This window comes from Aeromonas sp. SER, from assembly GCF_038739615.1.
In the GTDB taxonomy this organism is placed as follows: Bacteria; Pseudomonadota; Gammaproteobacteria; order Enterobacterales; family Aeromonadaceae; genus Aeromonas; species Aeromonas jandaei.
Genome location: NZ_JBCGFC010000004.1, coordinates 12,100 through 27,114 on the forward strand (window position 1 = coordinate 12,100; position 15,015 = coordinate 27,114).

The window sequence follows — 15,015 nt, forward strand, 5'->3', positions numbered from 1 at the left end:
CTTACATCCTCATTTTGACAGCAGTCGATGGTAGTTGCTCAACTGGACCGCCATTGCCAAGTTGATTGACCTTCACTTCCAACTCGGCCTGCTGGATCGCTTGATAGATGTTGGTCAGCCCGGAATTGATCAGGGTATCGCCAAGGTTTAAACCCGGTGATATGACAGCGTCAGGATTGACAGAGCACTCCATCGCATTAGAAAGAGATAATCCAGCTGACACCGACTCCTTCCATTTGGTTTGTTCCATCGTTTCTAATTTATCGCGGCTCTGGTCGCGAGCATGTTGGTAACTATCAAAACAAGCGAGTTGTAGTAGAAGTAAGACCGGGGTGTTTGTATGAGCGATCACATCAAGGCGGGTGGAAGGATTTGGTTCACTAGCCAAACGATGCAACGTGGCTGGAGTACAATTGGGATTTGACGCCATAGCTCGTCGAAGATCTGGGGCTCCTTGTTCAAACAGTGTTTCCAACATCGATCCAGATACATTTGGGTGTGCAATAGCACTCATCCTGACCATTATGTCTTGGTCTGCAATCAATCGTTCCAGCAAGTCGACAGGGCACAATGCATGACAAGCAACCGCCTCTCGAACCCATCTATCTGTGTCCGAGGATAACACTTCCAGTAGGGCGACAGGGCAGCTGACATTTAAGGCCACTTTTTGACGGACTATGCCTACCGGATCCGCAGCTAATCCGGCAAGTGTCTCAAGCGGCGTATTCTGGTCTCCCGCAATCGACGCACGAACATTTACTTCGTCACATCTGGCCAAGTCGTTTTCGTATCGGAGCAGAATGTTTTCAACAACAGGCTCTACTGACTGCAGGTCCTGAATGACTGATTGCCCTAATTGTGATTTATGCATGCCGTATCTCTCTATCCATTGCGCCTATCCAGTGGGCCTACACACTCACAATGTCAATCTTCGGCTGTTCTGGATGTCTGGTATGGCGGCATCATTCTCAGGCGTTTCTGGTGGGGTGTCCTGGCCTAGTTTATTGATCTTCATCTCCAATTCTGCCAGCTGGATCGTTTGATAGATGTTCGTTAGCCCAGCACTGAGCAGAGTGTCACCCAAGCTTAAACCCGATGGTACGACAGCATCAGGATTGATAGAGCACTCCATAGCGTTAGCAAGAGATAATCCAGCCGACACCGACTCCTTCCATTTGGTTGGTTCAAGCGCCTCTAATTTATCGCGGCAACAGTCACGAACATCCCGATCTTCATCAAAGCAAACTATTTGCAGTAGAAGTTCAATTTTGGCATTAGGGTTACCCATCACAGCAAAACGAGTAGCTTCTGTCTCCCTATCGCCCGCCAAGCGCTCTAACATAGCGGAAGTGCAGTTAGGATTTGACGCAATAGACCACCGCATATAGGGTTCATTTTTTTCAAATGCGCTCTCCAGCAATGAACCTGACACTTTAGGATGTGCAACAGCGCTCTTTCGGACCATTATGTCCGGGTCAACAACCAGGCGTTCTAACAGTTCAACAGGGCAGTTGCTATTCAGTGCCACATTAACGCGGACTAAATCTATTGGATCCTCAGAAAGAAAGGCCAGCGTACTCAGCGGGGTATTATGATTTCCAGCGATAGCAGCGCGAACGTTAAGGTTATCTTCTGACTGTATGTCCGGAATGATTGGTTGTTCAGGTTGTTGTCTATGCATACCGTTCATCTCACTCTATTCATTATGTTCATCCTGAGACCCTGTGCGCTCATAATGCGAATCTTCGGCTGCTAGGCATGTCCGACATAGCGACATCATTCCGAGATGCGTCAGAAGCCTTCTGGACCCGGTCAGCAAGCTCACAAGCTTGCATCAGCTGAAATTCGCGGGTCAGGCCTTTGGCGATCAGTCCATCGGCGATCGTGATTTTCTGGCCGCAATGGTGAAGTTCATCCCCCAGTGTCGCGCCACCCGCCACGTAGGCCGCCCAGACTTCGTCAGTTATCCCATGCCTCAAAACAGACATGGCGCTTTTAGCTACGCTCTCATTGTCATCCAAAAAGGCCATTTTCAGGCGTGCGTCAAGAGGCAGGTTTCTGTTCTGAACAAAGTCACCTCTAACATCAGCATCGCCACTGAGCAATATTGCCGCTAATTCCGGGGTTATTTCACTGGCGGTGCGTGCGACATCCTTCACTACCTGGATTGATTCATCCTGAGCAAGCTGAAGCAAAGTGTTTTGCGGGGTGTTCCTGTTTTGGACCACCATCCTGCGCAGTACATCGTCCTGGTAATTGGCTAATTTGGCTAATGTTACCGGGCTCGCGTTAGGGTTCTTGGCCACAAGTCGCCGCGTTTCCATATCGAACTCTGATAGCCGGTCCAAAACTTCAGGTGGGCACGCCTTATTGCTACTCAACCGCTGTTGGATGGTTGGGTCTAGATCTTGCGATAAGAGCTCGTATGCGGCTTCCTGGAGTGACGGATGGCCAGTCATTGAGAGTCGCACGCTGACATCAGGATCTTTAACCAGTTTGAAGGCCAGCCCGTCATCCAGCGGATCCAAGAGTGTAATCCGGATCCTTGTTTTGACCGGCATCGAGTTAACGCGCTCCAGCAATACCCCTGAGGGGAGGGCAGCATTTGCGATCACGGCATGTCTGACCCACTCGTGTTCATCATCGAGCAATTGCACAAGCTGCTCGACCGGCATGGATTGATTCCTGGCTGCATGTAGGCGCACGTTTACGTCCTCATCATTTGCCAGAACCACGAGAGTTGCTGGTGGCACGTCATCTCTATGTGCGACCTCAGTCCTAATTTCAACGGACTTGTCGGCAGCCAAGATTGCAAACACTGCAGCGGGCAACTCAGGTCTCATCGCCACACACATCCGGATCCACTCCTGTTCATCAATGGCAAGAGCTTTGAGCTGAGAGAGTTCCACGTTCTGTGACTCGATCATATCCTGCATTGATATGATAACCGGGTAACTGTCATTCATAGGAGGCGCCACGAAATGCTGATGTGCTTAAAACATACCATATAAGCAATGTGATATCGCGTTGAGCTGGTGGATTAAGCCAAGGGCTGCTCAGATTTTTCTTTGACGCGCTGTTGGCGTGCAATTTCATGCCTCACCATAGAATGGGTGATCTCCAGATGCTCAGCAATTTTCGTCATTTTCATTAGATGGCAGTGATCAGCGATGAACTGACGTTGTTCATCGGTCCATTCATGCCGCTTTCGTAAATTCATCTCCTTCTTGGCCCGTTCGACTGTCGGAATCGATACCCCCAGGGCGCTGGCGATATCCGCGCTGGCCATCGTTTTGTAATGGTCCCGGAGGAACTGACGACCGGCAGGGCCCATAATGTCTCGCTTCTTGAGCCCCATGGATCGTACTGCAGCTGCAGTAACCGAACGTGACACTCCCAAATCCTGAGCCGACTCCACCAGCCCAAGCTTTGAGTAGTTCTCTTGGAGGCGTTTTTTTTGCTGATCTGTGAGGCGATCCCCCTTCGGAATTGCCTTTTTTTTGATGTACCTGGATAGCGCACTGATAGACACCCCCAAGTGAGACGCCATTTCAGTGATGGTGAGCGGGCCGTAGTTTTCTCTGATGTAGTTGTCGCGTTCACTGTAATCGACGAGCTGTTCGGTCATGACGAATTGAGTGCTCCTCCACACGTTCAGTATTTCCATGGCGCAGTTAGCCTCTGATAGGCCTCGATGTCAATTCATCAGCTGATGCTGGAGTAGTGGGGATGCATTGGCGCGAGTATTCAACAAGCGGGACACGGTCAAAACCGAGCAAAAAAAAGGCCGCGATGGGAGCGACCAAGAAGAGCATGGCGTGACAGTCGGGTAGCCGTAACGCACAGCCATTATCCCCTAGCCGAGGACTCATGTCACTCCCCGCGTGCCATTTTTGGGAAAACAATGTCCTGCAGATCAGGTCGGGGTAACCAAATCCTTTTGACCTTCATTGTTGATAGCGCTCCAGCGCAACTTGTGAGCCTGCAACTTAACAGCCCCAACAGTACGCCCAAGCTTTTCTGCAATTTCTGTGGAGGTCATGCTTAGTTGGTTCGCGGTAATGAAGGCGTTGTCTTCCTCAGTCCAGATATCTGCCTTTGGATTGCACAACCCTTGCCGTAGTGCTCGTTTTTGCACAGAAGCCAATGAGCGCCCCAGTTTTTTGGCGATCGCACTTTGGCTCATATTGTGAATGTTGCTTGCCAAAAAAGCCGTTTCTGTAGCTGTCCAATGCGGGCTTTTGGCAAGACCGAGGAACTTGCAGCGGTGTCTGACCGCCTCCACGGTTCGGTTCATATGCTGACTCATCTCTTTATGAGTCATCGTCTTGTAGTTGGCTTTTAGAAAGGACTCTTCCTGTTCAGTCCACAGCACTCCGTTATCCAACACAACAAACTACTCCTCTAATACGGCTACTGCAGGAGTTAAATCCGACAATGCATAGTCACAGCCGCATTCCTGGGTCACTGGCTGCGGCTCCTTCACCTTGGCCATCTGCTTGATGTCACCCCAGCAAACCTGCTCGACAAGCTCATCCCAGCCGTCAGCTGAATCTTCCCGATAATTATCAATGGCTGCATTAGCGAAGGCGATCGCTTCCTCTTGGGTTTTGAAATTTTTAAATCCATTTTCAGGGTCATATGCAAAGTACGGATACATGATTTATCCCTCTATAGTTTCAAGCTTAGTTGGCCATTCATAGGTTCGAGTGCAAGCAAAGCGATCATTGCCATCAACACAATTTCATTAGTTAGTGGACCTGGGGGACACCGGCATCCAAAGCTTAATATCGTCGGCCATTTCACGCAGCGCACTGCTAGGCACACGCCATAAAATTGAGCTATTTTTTAGCTCGATGTTCACTTTGACATCTGCTGCAACAGGCTCACCAAGGTATGGCTTCCAAGGGTTTTTAGCGAGCTTCTCTAAACGCTCAGCTTCGTAACGAGCGTCATATTCTGCATCTTCTTTCATATGCCTTGCTGTTTGCTTAAATGTGATCACAAACATAGCGGCCAAGAACAAACCCGCATACAGCCATAGGCCTTCACGTTGAATGAAGCCAATTACATCATAGAGGCCAAAAACCATGAGACTAAACATAAGGCCCAAGAGGTAAAAAACCTCGTTCATTCCTAACGGCATCGATGCCCGCATCATTGATGGGGTATGCCAAAGCAATATAACGAACGGAAACTTGATTACTGATTTTAATAACACTCGAAAGAAATTCATTTTTCACCTACCGCGTTAAGATTTGCCAACATGGCATTTAACTTAAATCATACCATCTAAGCAATGCAGGTGGCGAGCTGGTGGCAATTTTTGGCTTTGACTTACGGCCAGAAGGGGGAGGTAAACCAAGCTGCGATAGCTGACTTTTGTTCGTCTTTCAGGATCCCGGCAGCACTGACCAGGTCAAACTGGTAATCATTACTTCCTTGCCAGACACCTGCTGCGAACCGGCACATAATTGCTTGTTCGCTGGTGGCCGTAGCCAGATAGCTATCTACCATAGGGAGACTCAAATAATGGCGTTCAAAGTCCCAGAGGATCGAAAGATAGGGGGCATTCTGGGTCAGCCAGGCCTCAAAACGCTTTTGGTCTGCGGCTCGAGATTGGATATTCCTTTCCTCCATCTCCTGTCGCACAACCAGAGCGGCTTCTTTGGCCATGGGGTAGTCAGCTAACACTGCTTGCACCCAAGACCAATTTTCACCCTGGGCTGGGTCCAAATCCTCCAATGCGACACAGGCAGCGGCACAAGCTACATCGTTTCCACCAAGACCGTCCATTGCGAGGCGGATCTCTTCCTTCAGTTCGTCCATATCCAATTTCACCTCTGATCTCGACCTAATCCCCACCAAGGGCCATAACTCGCCTATCACCCTTTGGTTCGCCTCACCTGAGGTCTTCTTGGTGATTGAGTGAGTGATCATTCACGCCGCGCGGAATAAATCATCGTTGGCCTAAGGCTTGTTTGAATCTCGGTAATGCAGGTACATCCCAAGCAGCGAACCAATTATTCCCCCAATGGGGATGGACAATACACCCTTAAATTCATAAAGGCCCAAATAATGGTAGTTAATATCCAACAGGCCAACCACTAGCATCAATACGCACAACGCAAGACATATTAAAGATGTTTTATATCTCACCACGCGAGACTCCCAAAAAAAATCAATTAAGTCGAACAATAATAAAAGCAAACACAATTGAGAACGCAAGTGTCAAAGTCACTACCATCTCAATGGTTGAATCTTTCATACTAGCTCCAAGTTTTCAAGCCTTAGGCTTTCTTAATTTAAGCCTGATGTAGTCAAATGCAGGCATTGTGAACAAGTCAATGCCGTTGTTGATCTATTTGATGGTTAACAATGCTTTACAGGCTCACTAGGTACTCATAAACGTTTCTCAGTATGCTGAATTCGCGCTCTTTACCTTTGTTCCTCTCCACCAGTTCTTCAAGATGCAAACCATAGTCTTGCAAGTGGCAACTGAAGTAATCGGTGCAGTGCTGACCCCAGCGTTTCTGTTCAACCTCACTCAGCGTGTGGGGCCAATTTCTCGCGCGGTAGCGAAAAAGCATTTCTGGCAGGCGAGGATCATTGAATTTAAATGGGTGATAACCAAGTAAGTCCGGGGGAGTTGCTCTAACCAGATCCATCGTTGATTTGTCGGCCTGGCTAAAGAACCCATCATACAGCTGGGTGTCGGGGTCTGTGTGCTTGCTGCCGGTGAATTCTTGTGAGTAGACATCAGCGAGTTTCTGCCTAACCTCTGGATGGGCCCTCAACATCGCAAGATTCTTCAGGCACAGTTCTTTATCGATGCCAAGTTGCTGAGCTCGTTCTGCTGCCAGTGTTGAAGCAGGGGCCAGCACCGGGCATTTATTGATGTGAGCCAAACTGACGGGGATCCTGGCCAGATCGCCCAATTCACTTTTAGGCGTGAAGAGTCGTTCGCAGATCTCATCGCTATTGAGTTCAAGAAGAGGGGAGATGTCCTGGCTCAGGTCCACCAGCATCACGGCATTCTGATTGGTTGGATGCCAGCCAAGCGGTGCAACCCAGCTCATACAGCCTTGGGTTGCCGGAAACCGACTGGAAACATGGACTAGCGGCTTAATGCTCACGACATCAATGAGTGCTTTGACCTTGTTTTTATTTCGCAGATCAAACAGGTAGCTGAACAGCTTGGGTTGGGCCTTCTTTACCAGCTTGGCCATCTCAATGGTAGCTATCACATCAGAGAGCGCATCGTGCGCATTCGCGTGGCTGATGCCATTGGAGGCGGAAAGCATTTCAAGTCGGAATCGCGGTGCGCCCTTGTCATCTACTGGCCAGCTAATGCCCTCTGGCCGCAATGCATAACACGCACGCACGACATTGAGGATATCCCAGCGAGAGTTACCATTTTGCCAGCTGTAAGCATAGGGGTCATAGAAGTTGCGATAGAGCGCGTACCGTGTCACTTCATCATCGAAAGCAATGTTGTTGAAGCCCATCACACAGGTGCCGGGAGTGGCGAATTGCTCATGGATAAGGCGCATAAAGTCGGCTTCGCATAGGCCATCTTTCATTGCTTTCTGGGGTGTAATCCCAGTAACCAGGCATGCTTCTGGCTGCGGCAAATAGTCGACTGGCGGTTTGCAATAGATCACCAGAGGCTCACCGATAATGTTGAAATCCTGATCTGTTCGAATTCCAGCAAACTGTGCGGGCCGATCCATAGAGGGACTAAGACCGAAGGTCTCGTAGTCGTGGATGTAAAAGGTAGGTGCAATACTACAAGCCGAGTCATTCATCGACATCACTCCAGTTTGTATCGCTTACAAAATAAACGGCTTTGAGGGAGGCTTAGTCTTGAGTCCAATCTTCGCGAAGCATCGCCACATAAGGTTAGGAACTGCGCAGGCGTAGTAAAGATAAATCGCTATCAGAATAAAAATCGCGAATAGAGCGAACGGGAAGGTTACCAGAAATATAATCACGTCCCATACCGAGGGTGGGGTTAACTCGACCATTCCTGCCATGATTTCAGTCCTTTTGGTTATCGTAGGAGGTGAAGCGGATCATTTGGCACAGCCCTAATCCCCTACGGCTATATGATTGTCATCATTCCCGCTTAAGCCGGAGATAGTTAAACGCAGGCAGAGTGACTGAATCCAAATCGTTTACGACTATGGCTTCGCCAGCGGAGGGGAACAAACGGGGCTGTCCTGTTATGTTGGTAAACTCCAATGTTGACCCATTGAACTTATATGTTGCTTTGCCTGTCGTATGTCGATTTTCTCCATACCTTACTATCTTCGTTAAGGAATTATCATCCCCAAATACGAACGTAAGTGTTTCTTCTTGATCGTCAAAATACTTTCCGCTATATCGCCCTTGAAGTATGACATTAGGGGTCGGTTTCTTTTTGTAGTCATCAACCAATTGTTTTCTTTTGATATCCTTCGGATCATCACTCTGCAATTCAGGACGATTTGCGTCCTGATTATGACTGCTGGTTATTGATTCATACATACCAACATACTGATAGTCATCTTCATACTTTAATGAAAGGTAAAGGATAGAGGCGGCCATGAGCAACAACGCCACCAACGGGGCAATTTGCAATCGATGCTTCTTAAACCATGCGATGACGAACATAATTAAACACCCTTCTTTTGATTTCCAGCTTAACAAAAGAATAGGCAAATTGCTGAGCGATGTCAACATAGAGAATAATTTTACTTGTGTTTGGATCGCCGACATCTATCTTGCTGGCGCAAAGCTTAGCGAGGGGCGTGCCAGGCTCTCACCTGGCACCTTAATCATGATCTGTTTTTATTCCATGCAATACATACGTCGATAGCATCTGCGCCAGCCTTCAGCATATCGTCAGCCCAGGCCAATATTTTGTCATTCAGTTCTGTGCCAGGCTTTGTGACATGCTGCTTGAACTCTGACAAAGCAAATGTCGCCACTGCGCACGTCAAGGTATGGTTATCTACTTCGATGTTAACGGAGCAGCCGATACCATCTTCCAGGAGATACCGGTGGCGTTCCATGGATGCCAGCCATTGTTTAGCCTCGTCTTCAGTAAGTCGAAGGGATTTGGCGTCGACAGGTTCTGAGAACGCCCATTTGTTCACATAACCACAAAGCTCAATGTAGTCAGAAGAAAGGCATTCGAGAAGGGTCATTCCAGGCCGATCTTTTACCCACCCGTTTGGGGTGTGTACCCAGACTTCCGTGGGCCCTCCATTACGCACTTGCACTGTGGATCCAGCAGCAAAGCCAGACAAGGCCTTTGGGATGTCGTCAATGGGGGTATTTGTGCGAATAAACACATCAATCATGGTGTTTGCCTCTTTAGATTATGAGCCGGATCGGATCATATGTTTTTGTCATAGCGCCATTCGTTTGCTAACCGGCGCGGGAGTGCTTTGCTGCAGTTCAGTCAGGGCAGGGGGATTAGTGGTCAGCTCCAAGAGCTTCTTATTCAGGAACAGCGACTGCAGTTGCTGGTATAGGTCGGTTAACCCGGCTTCCAGAAGTGAATCACCAAGGGGTCGTTGGTTTTCACCCTCTCCCAACATAGTGGTTTCACTTAGACTGCCATCGGCTACTGCAGCCTCCCAATAAGTGAGCGTTTTTTTCGATATCATGTCTTGAGCTGTCGTCATCATATCGTCCTCGTCCAGCATGGCCAGAGTCAGCAGTGACAGCGGGGGTAATGATGGGTTGAGTACAGCATTGAAACGCACACAATCAAAAAATTCATTCGCGAGTAGAACCAATATGTATTTTGGCGTATTTGGGTTTTTAGCAACCGATCTGCGCACAAACTCCTCGTTATCCTCAGCCAACTCAATCAGCAACCGCTCCGACACCTGTGGGTTTTCTGCTACAGCTGCGCGGACTTGATATTCAATATCCTCCGCCAATTCGTCCAACGTTGCTGCCGGGGTATTCGCGTTCAAAGCAATTTCAGCACGGACGCGAACATTGAGAACTGCACTCATCGCCGTCAAAACATGGGGTGGGGTATTGTGGTGGCAAGCAACCATGTAGCGAATATTTATATCGACATCGCCACTCATCGTTTCCAAGATGTAGGAGGGGGTGTTTGCATTCTTGGATACTGCATGACGAACCTCCGACTCAGGATCTTCGCTGAGGGACTGCAGTATCGCTATCGGGGCTGAGGGATTTTTTGCTACCGATCCTCTGAACTTTGCATTGTCTGAGTCAGCATGCTGTACAAGCAGGTGCTGAGGGGCGGCGGGATGGACCAGGACTCCTTCTTTGATGTCGTCATCTGCAGTTAAAAACAGTGTTTCCAGTTCGTCAGTTGGCGCATTCGGATTTTGGATAAGCGTCTTGGCATCACCATCATCGATGGGATTCGTCAGCGGTAGCATGCCATTTCCTTCTTTGGTCGACATTTTGCAACCAGTATAACTTGTTAGAAGGGGCTGCTACCACGCAGAGTTAATCTTTATATGGTGCCATAAAGGCATTTATGACACCGTTGCTGGTGTATTAATCACGCTCCATTCAGGAGTTTGTCCCAGGCTTTTTGTCTCCTGATGATCTTATCCGCGATCTCCGGAGTGGTTTTTCCAGTCCCGGTGCAAACAGAGCAGCTCTCCAGCGACAAACGATTGGTTTGCTCCTGGATGGCATTGTGAAATGTCACTTCCTTACCTCGGCCTTTGCAAGCAGGGCATTCAACTTCAGTCATAATTCGCTTTGCCTCTCATTTATTCCAGTTTTTCTGCCTTGGTTACAGCTTCTTTTAAGTCTGCTGGCCATTGAAAATTTACCCATGCATGAAGATTCCGGTTTTCAGTTTGACTGCACTTTTCTTTGGCGTCTTCAAACCAGTACCAATCGCCATGTCGACAGTCATCCACAACTTGCTCAAATTCGACATCGTAGTAGGACTTATCTTCTCCTGGTTCAGTGTCGTACTCAGCCAATAGCTTGAATTTGCGTGCGACACCAGATCTACCTGGCTTGTCTGTGATTTCATACATGGCTTCCAGCTTGGCACTAAGCCGACGTAGAGCCTGACCCAGCGAACGACCCCATGCACTAGGGAAAAGCATATTCTCACCCAAGAAGAACTGTGCTTGAGTGCCTTCATTGTCATCGCCTTCCAGCATGTCGAATAAGAACTCAGCGGAGGTTCGGTGTAATAAAATCACTCGATACCCACCACCATAGCGTTCCTGTTCAACAGCCAGAGGCTGATCCATCTTGTCCAGGTAACGCTCTAAGAACTCAATACCGTTCATCAAATCACCTCTTTCACTTGTACGTCTGCTGCCCGCTTGCTAAACGACGGGCAATGGAGAACAACGCGGCCCGCTCTGCTTCATGGTCAGTCTCATGAGCAAACGGCCTCCAATTTTCGTCTTGCCTGCCTGGCCCTGGCCACATGTTCCCACCGGGGGCATGTATCGAAATGATGCTTCTACCCTTCGCATACAGAAGGCCCCATCGTGCCGGTAGTTCCGAAGGCGAAATCAGCCCTTCTGGACAGAGATAAAATCGGTAAGTGCCGAGCCCTCCGCTATGACGTTCCGGCTTCTTGCTGTCTGCCAGGAAGTCAGCCCGGCTAACCTTGATTTCAGCAACAGCGGAGCAGGTTTGACGGCACGCATAAACGTCTGGCTGCTCACGATTGCCGTAGCTCGCCAGCTCAGTAGCAACGATGGCAAACCCCTGGCGCTTAAACCAGCGAGCGCACATAGCTACTAATCGTTGATGTTCATCACTCGTGGCCATCTATACCCCTTAATCAGTCGCGCTAAGCAAACGCTGGTAGAGGAATGCCGGGAGGCCTGATAAACCGTCAGTGGTGAGTACCGGTGACTCACAAATGCATCGGCTTGCCACGGCTTGGGACGCAAGATTGTCCACACCGACCACCGCCAACACATAGAGCTGGTCCTGACGGGCTTTTGCGGCCAGAAACTGCATCTCTCCAATTGCCTTGCGCAAAATATCTGTGGCCACACCCTGTCTTCTGAATGGCTCTGCAACCGCATAGCCAAGATTGAAACCTGGAATGGCGTCCACATAGCGATCGCAAACACCGGTAACCAAGGCCTTCACGGTATGCTGGTGGTCGATCATGGCGAAGGTAGTCCTTGGTCGAGCGCAAGGTCCATCCACATACAAAAACAGGCCTTCATGCCGGGGACATGGATGGGGATGAATGCTGCCCGAGCTGATTGCTGCCTGGAAGCTGACAAGCGCGTTATGTGGATCCGTCATTGGTGTCATCAACATCTCCTTTGTGCGGGGGAACGAGGCCATCCACACGCCGTTACCCGTCGCTCAGTCGACATATCCGATCTGGCTTCCGTCAGTGCCGAGCAGCATGGTTTTATCTCCATCTCGTTTTACCGTCCATATCTCTCGACGCGGGGCATCAGCGGAAGATGACGCCACAAACACCTCCACCAGTTCGGTATCAGGGGTGATCACCACGCAGTTCTTCTAGCATGCATCTGAGCCAGAGATGAAAGATGGCTTACCACCCACCAGCAATTTACTGCCAGATGGGAACACCAGCGTTACTGGAGGGGTCGCATCCACCAGCTCTTTGACCACCGTATTTTTCAGCTCAGTGACCGAATCACATGCAGACAAAAGGCAGGCTGAAACAAACACCAAAATCATTTTATTGGTCATTTCTCACTCCATTTCGTCGGTTTTTTTGCCGCAAACTATGCAAAATTTTTCGGCACCGACCCACTCTGCATTTACCCCACAGGAGTGCGCATCGGCACTTTCTGCGGCGGCCTCATGGAATCCTCGCAACCATCGCTTAAAATCCGCCGATTCAGCCAGGTGTGGATTATCAGACTCGCTACCGCCGTTAAAAAAACAGTCCCAACCAAAGGTGTGTGGGTCAGTTTCAAATGAATGTTCATCCACAGACTTTTCCTCTTATATTGCCCGCAAGGCGCTTTGCTCAGAACTTAACTCGGCGCGAAATGCTATCAAGTCACTGCCGATGGCAGCTGCAGCATGCGTCATGCCATCCTCTACCATGTCGAGTTGCAACTGCACCAGTTCATCGATCACGGACTCTAGCCCGGCGATTTTGGCCCGCTGTTCGTTGAGGCGAACCTGTCGATCTGCGGCAGCATCACGGATAGCTGCGCGGCAATATGCTCCCATCCTATGACTCCTTATCAACTCTGCTGTGATCTATCATTGCCCTTTCAGGGCAGTCATCTGATTTTCAAACTCAAACTTGCTTTCGCCTTCATCATCAATGAAGTGAGCCCGGATATGCTCGCATACGGAAACCGCCTTAACCGGGCTTACAGGGCCTTCAAGACGAGTAAAAATGTTCTCATATTTGCAGAAAGGGCAAACGGCATAGGCTGCCAGATATGGCCCGATCATGTTTATTGCGGAGGACGGTGCTACAAGTTCAATTGCCATGATTTTTCCTCAATCAAAGTTCACCGCGCAGGAGCCCTGCGGCATCGTGTCTGGAGTCACCTGCGCCGCCATCAATCCAACCATCTAGGTATGCAACTATGAGCTGGCCGTCACCGCCATCATCTACTCGCAATGAGCCCTGACCAGAACCGCCAAAAACTGTCAGGCCAAGCGCTTGAGCCTCTTTGGCGTAACGGGACAATCCCTTGGCGATCCGGCGAACCTGGGCAGGGTCTAGCCCTGCAGCTTTGCATTCGGCTGTATTCTCATAAGCCATCCGTCCACCCTCAATCAGTTGGTTTTGTTCTGGCTTGGCTTAATGCCATAGCCATTGCAGATTGGACACCCTGGTTCGGTATGCCTAGCCTGTTCACCTTTTGCCAGAATTGCGCCAACAATTTGCGCTTGCCGTTTTGGATGGCGGTCGATTGCGGCAGCTTGAGAGTCAGTCAACGTCACTGAGACGCAGCTGCACAACTCACTAGCATTGGCACTCTGGAAATACATATCTTGCTCATTCCCGTGACAAAACATGGTCTTTTTCCTCAATTCTTGTTTGATGCTGCGCGGTCAAGACGCTCAATTTCTGCCAGCAGTAATGCTGCCGCCTTCACTAGATTTCTGCGATATGAGCGTGGCCTCCACCATTTGAGCGCGAATGGCCACACAGTACGGAAAGGGGGCTGCTTCTTGTATATCGGCTTTACTGCTTCTGGGGATGCGTAGTTCAGCGCGGCGCTGGCCAGCTCGCCATCAACATAGCTGTCGTCGCTGTCAGCGTCCCAGCCCTCTTCGACTACTTGGCGCTTACGCTCTGCCAAAACGTCCAGGGCCGCTTGAGAAAGATCCATGGTCATGGCTTTTTTTCCTCTTACTCGATGAATTTCTCGATGACGCCATCAGCCCCGATCAACGGGATGATACGCACCAGCACCTCATCCATGACTCCAGGCTCCGCCTTGGCGACAAACTTAGCTCGGCGCTCCTTCCACGATAGGGTTTGGATCAGGCTTGAGGCGACAACCGACGGCTCATCAATATTGCCTACCGGGACTTCGGTCGGATGATTGCGAATACTGGTGCTGATTGGGCAGCAGATAAGCAACCCGGTTTGCTTGTTGTACTGCTTTGAGGACAGTACCAGGGCGGGGCGGTATTTACCGATCTCCTTACCCTTGACAGGTTCAAAGTCCAGCAAAATGATGTCGTTACGGTCTGGTAGGTACTGCGCCATCAAACCCCCAGCTCAGTAATAGAAGGTTGAGCAAGCTCATCGGCATGTGCGCTATGCGTATCCAGTCCTTTCAGCAAAAAGGCCTCACTGAACGGCAGGTTTACCTTTCGCTTTGTGTTCACAGCAGCTTCGATAACAATTTTCCCGGCCTTCACATCAATGCTGATTGGGCTGGATACATCCAGATTGGCTTGAGCCAAAATCTTGCTGGGTATGCGAACAGCTGCACTGTTCCCCCAACGCTTAATTTCACTGTGCATAAAGAATCCTCACACATGGTTGTAGCAACACATGTATCTACATTATGACTCACCTCTGCATGT

Annotated in this window: 23 protein-coding genes; all 23 read right to left on the bottom strand. The window is 49.6% G+C overall.

Annotated features, from left to right (window positions below):
• Position 1: 1 nt before the first annotated feature.
• Positions 2 to 871: a HEAT repeat domain-containing protein gene (locus tag AAHA41_RS07275; protein WP_136501905.1), complete on the bottom strand. Its 870-nt coding sequence runs from the start codon at positions 869 to 871 to the stop codon at positions 2 to 4.
• Positions 872 to 916: 45 nt separating this feature from the next.
• Positions 917 to 1,690 (bottom strand): hypothetical protein, encoded by a 774-nt coding sequence (locus tag AAHA41_RS07280; RefSeq protein WP_136501906.1) that lies wholly within the window; start codon positions 1,688 to 1,690, stop codon positions 917 to 919.
• A gap of 40 nt (positions 1,691 to 1,730) precedes the next feature.
• Complete coding sequence (locus AAHA41_RS07285) at positions 1,731 to 2,966, bottom strand: hypothetical protein (RefSeq protein ID WP_323069884.1); 1,236 nt, start codon at positions 2,964 to 2,966, stop codon at positions 1,731 to 1,733.
• Positions 2,967 to 3,040: 74 nt separating this feature from the next.
• Complete coding sequence (locus AAHA41_RS07290) at positions 3,041 to 3,628, bottom strand: helix-turn-helix transcriptional regulator (RefSeq protein ID WP_323069883.1); 588 nt, start codon at positions 3,626 to 3,628, stop codon at positions 3,041 to 3,043.
• A gap of 288 nt (positions 3,629 to 3,916) precedes the next feature.
• On the bottom strand, positions 3,917 to 4,390 hold the full coding sequence (locus tag AAHA41_RS07295; protein ID WP_136501909.1) for a hypothetical protein: 474 nt from the start codon (positions 4,388 to 4,390) through the stop codon (positions 3,917 to 3,919).
• A gap of 6 nt (positions 4,391 to 4,396) precedes the next feature.
• Positions 4,397 to 4,660, bottom strand: coding sequence for a hypothetical protein (locus AAHA41_RS07300; protein ID WP_323069882.1), 264 nt, complete (start codon positions 4,658 to 4,660; stop codon positions 4,397 to 4,399).
• A gap of 87 nt (positions 4,661 to 4,747) precedes the next feature.
• Positions 4,748 to 5,236, bottom strand: a complete 489-nt coding sequence (locus AAHA41_RS07305; protein WP_323069880.1) for a hypothetical protein — start codon at positions 5,234 to 5,236, stop codon at positions 4,748 to 4,750.
• 101 nt (positions 5,237 to 5,337) lie between these two features.
• Positions 5,338 to 5,829 (bottom strand): hypothetical protein, encoded by a 492-nt coding sequence (locus AAHA41_RS07310; protein ID WP_323069879.1) that lies wholly within the window; start codon positions 5,827 to 5,829, stop codon positions 5,338 to 5,340.
• 554 nt (positions 5,830 to 6,383) lie between these two features.
• Positions 6,384 to 7,808 carry an exodeoxyribonuclease I gene (gene sbcB / locus AAHA41_RS07315; protein WP_323069878.1) on the bottom strand — a complete coding sequence of 475 codons (1,425 nt, stop codon included), beginning with the start codon at positions 7,806 to 7,808 and terminating at the stop codon, positions 6,384 to 6,386.
• Between the two features lie 310 nt (positions 7,809 to 8,118).
• Positions 8,119 to 8,760: a hypothetical protein gene (locus AAHA41_RS07320; protein WP_323069877.1), complete on the bottom strand. Its 642-nt coding sequence runs from the start codon at positions 8,758 to 8,760 to the stop codon at positions 8,119 to 8,121.
• 59 nt (positions 8,761 to 8,819) lie between these two features.
• Positions 8,820 to 9,347, bottom strand: a complete 528-nt coding sequence (locus AAHA41_RS07325; RefSeq protein ID WP_323069875.1) for a hypothetical protein — start codon at positions 9,345 to 9,347, stop codon at positions 8,820 to 8,822.
• Between the two features lie 48 nt (positions 9,348 to 9,395).
• Positions 9,396 to 10,436: a hypothetical protein gene (locus AAHA41_RS07330; RefSeq protein ID WP_323069874.1), complete on the bottom strand. Its 1,041-nt coding sequence runs from the start codon at positions 10,434 to 10,436 to the stop codon at positions 9,396 to 9,398.
• Between the two features lie 318 nt (positions 10,437 to 10,754).
• Positions 10,755 to 11,291, bottom strand: a complete 537-nt coding sequence (locus tag AAHA41_RS07335; RefSeq protein WP_323069873.1) for a hypothetical protein — start codon at positions 11,289 to 11,291, stop codon at positions 10,755 to 10,757.
• 502 nt (positions 11,292 to 11,793) lie between these two features.
• Positions 11,794 to 12,285, bottom strand: a complete 492-nt coding sequence (locus AAHA41_RS07340) for a GNAT family N-acetyltransferase (protein ID WP_323069872.1) — start codon at positions 12,283 to 12,285, stop codon at positions 11,794 to 11,796.
• A 54-nt stretch (positions 12,286 to 12,339) separates the two neighbouring features.
• Entirely contained in the window at positions 12,340 to 12,489 is a 150-nt protein-coding gene (locus AAHA41_RS07345; protein WP_323069871.1) for a hypothetical protein, read from the bottom strand.
• 12 nt (positions 12,490 to 12,501) lie between these two features.
• Positions 12,502 to 12,696: a hypothetical protein gene (locus AAHA41_RS07350; protein WP_323069870.1), complete on the bottom strand. Its 195-nt coding sequence runs from the start codon at positions 12,694 to 12,696 to the stop codon at positions 12,502 to 12,504.
• Between the two features lie 3 nt (positions 12,697 to 12,699).
• The gene (locus AAHA41_RS07355; RefSeq protein ID WP_323069869.1) at positions 12,700 to 12,942 is read right to left on the bottom strand and encodes a hypothetical protein; all 243 of its coding nucleotides are present in this window, start codon (positions 12,940 to 12,942) and stop codon (positions 12,700 to 12,702) included.
• A gap of 12 nt (positions 12,943 to 12,954) precedes the next feature.
• On the bottom strand, positions 12,955 to 13,188 hold the full coding sequence (locus AAHA41_RS07360) for a hypothetical protein (protein ID WP_136501922.1): 234 nt from the start codon (positions 13,186 to 13,188) through the stop codon (positions 12,955 to 12,957).
• A gap of 33 nt (positions 13,189 to 13,221) precedes the next feature.
• Positions 13,222 to 13,458: a hypothetical protein gene (locus tag AAHA41_RS07365; RefSeq protein WP_136501923.1), complete on the bottom strand. Its 237-nt coding sequence runs from the start codon at positions 13,456 to 13,458 to the stop codon at positions 13,222 to 13,224.
• 13 nt (positions 13,459 to 13,471) lie between these two features.
• Complete coding sequence (locus tag AAHA41_RS07370; RefSeq protein ID WP_323069867.1) at positions 13,472 to 13,735, bottom strand: hypothetical protein; 264 nt, start codon at positions 13,733 to 13,735, stop codon at positions 13,472 to 13,474.
• 268 nt (positions 13,736 to 14,003) lie between these two features.
• Positions 14,004 to 14,315 carry a hypothetical protein gene (locus tag AAHA41_RS07375; RefSeq protein ID WP_323069865.1) on the bottom strand — a complete coding sequence of 104 codons (312 nt, stop codon included), beginning with the start codon at positions 14,313 to 14,315 and terminating at the stop codon, positions 14,004 to 14,006.
• Between the two features lie 14 nt (positions 14,316 to 14,329).
• On the bottom strand, positions 14,330 to 14,692 hold the full coding sequence (locus tag AAHA41_RS07380) for a type II toxin-antitoxin system PemK/MazF family toxin (RefSeq protein ID WP_323069864.1): 363 nt from the start codon (positions 14,690 to 14,692) through the stop codon (positions 14,330 to 14,332).
• Positions 14,692 to 14,952, bottom strand: coding sequence for an AbrB/MazE/SpoVT family DNA-binding domain-containing protein (locus AAHA41_RS07385; RefSeq protein WP_323069863.1), 261 nt, complete (start codon positions 14,950 to 14,952; stop codon positions 14,692 to 14,694). The genes AAHA41_RS07380 and AAHA41_RS07385 overlap by 1 nt, the downstream gene beginning before the upstream one ends.
• Between the last annotated feature and the right edge of the window lie 63 nt (positions 14,953 to 15,015).

Excerpts from the sequence above, each read along its gene's own strand:
- AAHA41_RS07380 (WP_323069864.1), bottom strand. The coding sequence starts at position 14,692 with ATGGCGCAGTACCTACCAGACCGTAACGACATCATTTTGCTGGACTTT.
- AAHA41_RS07350 (WP_323069870.1), bottom strand. The coding sequence starts at position 12,696 with ATGACCAATAAAATGATTTTGGTGTTTGTTTCAGCCTGCCTTTTGTCT.
- AAHA41_RS07320 (WP_323069877.1), bottom strand. The coding sequence starts at position 8,760 with ATGTCGGCGATCCAAACACAAGTAAAATTATTCTCTATGTTGACATCG.
- AAHA41_RS07310 (WP_323069879.1), bottom strand. The coding sequence starts at position 5,829 with ATGGACGAACTGAAGGAAGAGATCCGCCTCGCAATGGACGGTCTTGGT.
- AAHA41_RS07285 (WP_323069884.1), bottom strand. The coding sequence starts at position 2,966 with ATGAATGACAGTTACCCGGTTATCATATCAATGCAGGATATGATCGAG.
- AAHA41_RS07290 (WP_323069883.1), bottom strand. The coding sequence starts at position 3,628 with ATGACCGAACAGCTCGTCGATTACAGTGAACGCGACAACTACATCAGA.
- sbcB (WP_323069878.1), bottom strand. The coding sequence starts at position 7,808 with ATGAATGACTCGGCTTGTAGTATTGCACCTACCTTTTACATCCACGAC.
- AAHA41_RS07325 (WP_323069875.1), bottom strand. The coding sequence starts at position 9,347 with ATGATTGATGTGTTTATTCGCACAAATACCCCCATTGACGACATCCCA.
- AAHA41_RS07385 (WP_323069863.1), bottom strand. The coding sequence starts at position 14,952 with ATGCACAGTGAAATTAAGCGTTGGGGGAACAGTGCAGCTGTTCGCATA.
- AAHA41_RS07330 (WP_323069874.1), bottom strand. The coding sequence starts at position 10,436 with ATGTCGACCAAAGAAGGAAATGGCATGCTACCGCTGACGAATCCCATC.
- AAHA41_RS07275 (WP_136501905.1), bottom strand. The coding sequence starts at position 871 with ATGCATAAATCACAATTAGGGCAATCAGTCATTCAGGACCTGCAGTCA.
- AAHA41_RS07370 (WP_323069867.1), bottom strand. The coding sequence starts at position 13,735 with ATGGCTTATGAGAATACAGCCGAATGCAAAGCTGCAGGGCTAGACCCT.
- AAHA41_RS07300 (WP_323069882.1), bottom strand. The coding sequence starts at position 4,660 with ATGTATCCGTACTTTGCATATGACCCTGAAAATGGATTTAAAAATTTC.
- AAHA41_RS07365 (WP_136501923.1), bottom strand. The coding sequence starts at position 13,458 with ATGGCAATTGAACTTGTAGCACCGTCCTCCGCAATAAACATGATCGGG.
- AAHA41_RS07340 (WP_323069872.1), bottom strand. The coding sequence starts at position 12,285 with ATGACACCAATGACGGATCCACATAACGCGCTTGTCAGCTTCCAGGCA.
- AAHA41_RS07360 (WP_136501922.1), bottom strand. The coding sequence starts at position 13,188 with ATGGGAGCATATTGCCGCGCAGCTATCCGTGATGCTGCCGCAGATCGA.
- AAHA41_RS07305 (WP_323069880.1), bottom strand. The coding sequence starts at position 5,236 with ATGAATTTCTTTCGAGTGTTATTAAAATCAGTAATCAAGTTTCCGTTC.
- AAHA41_RS07335 (WP_323069873.1), bottom strand. The coding sequence starts at position 11,291 with ATGAACGGTATTGAGTTCTTAGAGCGTTACCTGGACAAGATGGATCAG.
- AAHA41_RS07375 (WP_323069865.1), bottom strand. The coding sequence starts at position 14,315 with ATGACCATGGATCTTTCTCAAGCGGCCCTGGACGTTTTGGCAGAGCGT.
- AAHA41_RS07280 (WP_136501906.1), bottom strand. The coding sequence starts at position 1,690 with ATGAACGGTATGCATAGACAACAACCTGAACAACCAATCATTCCGGAC.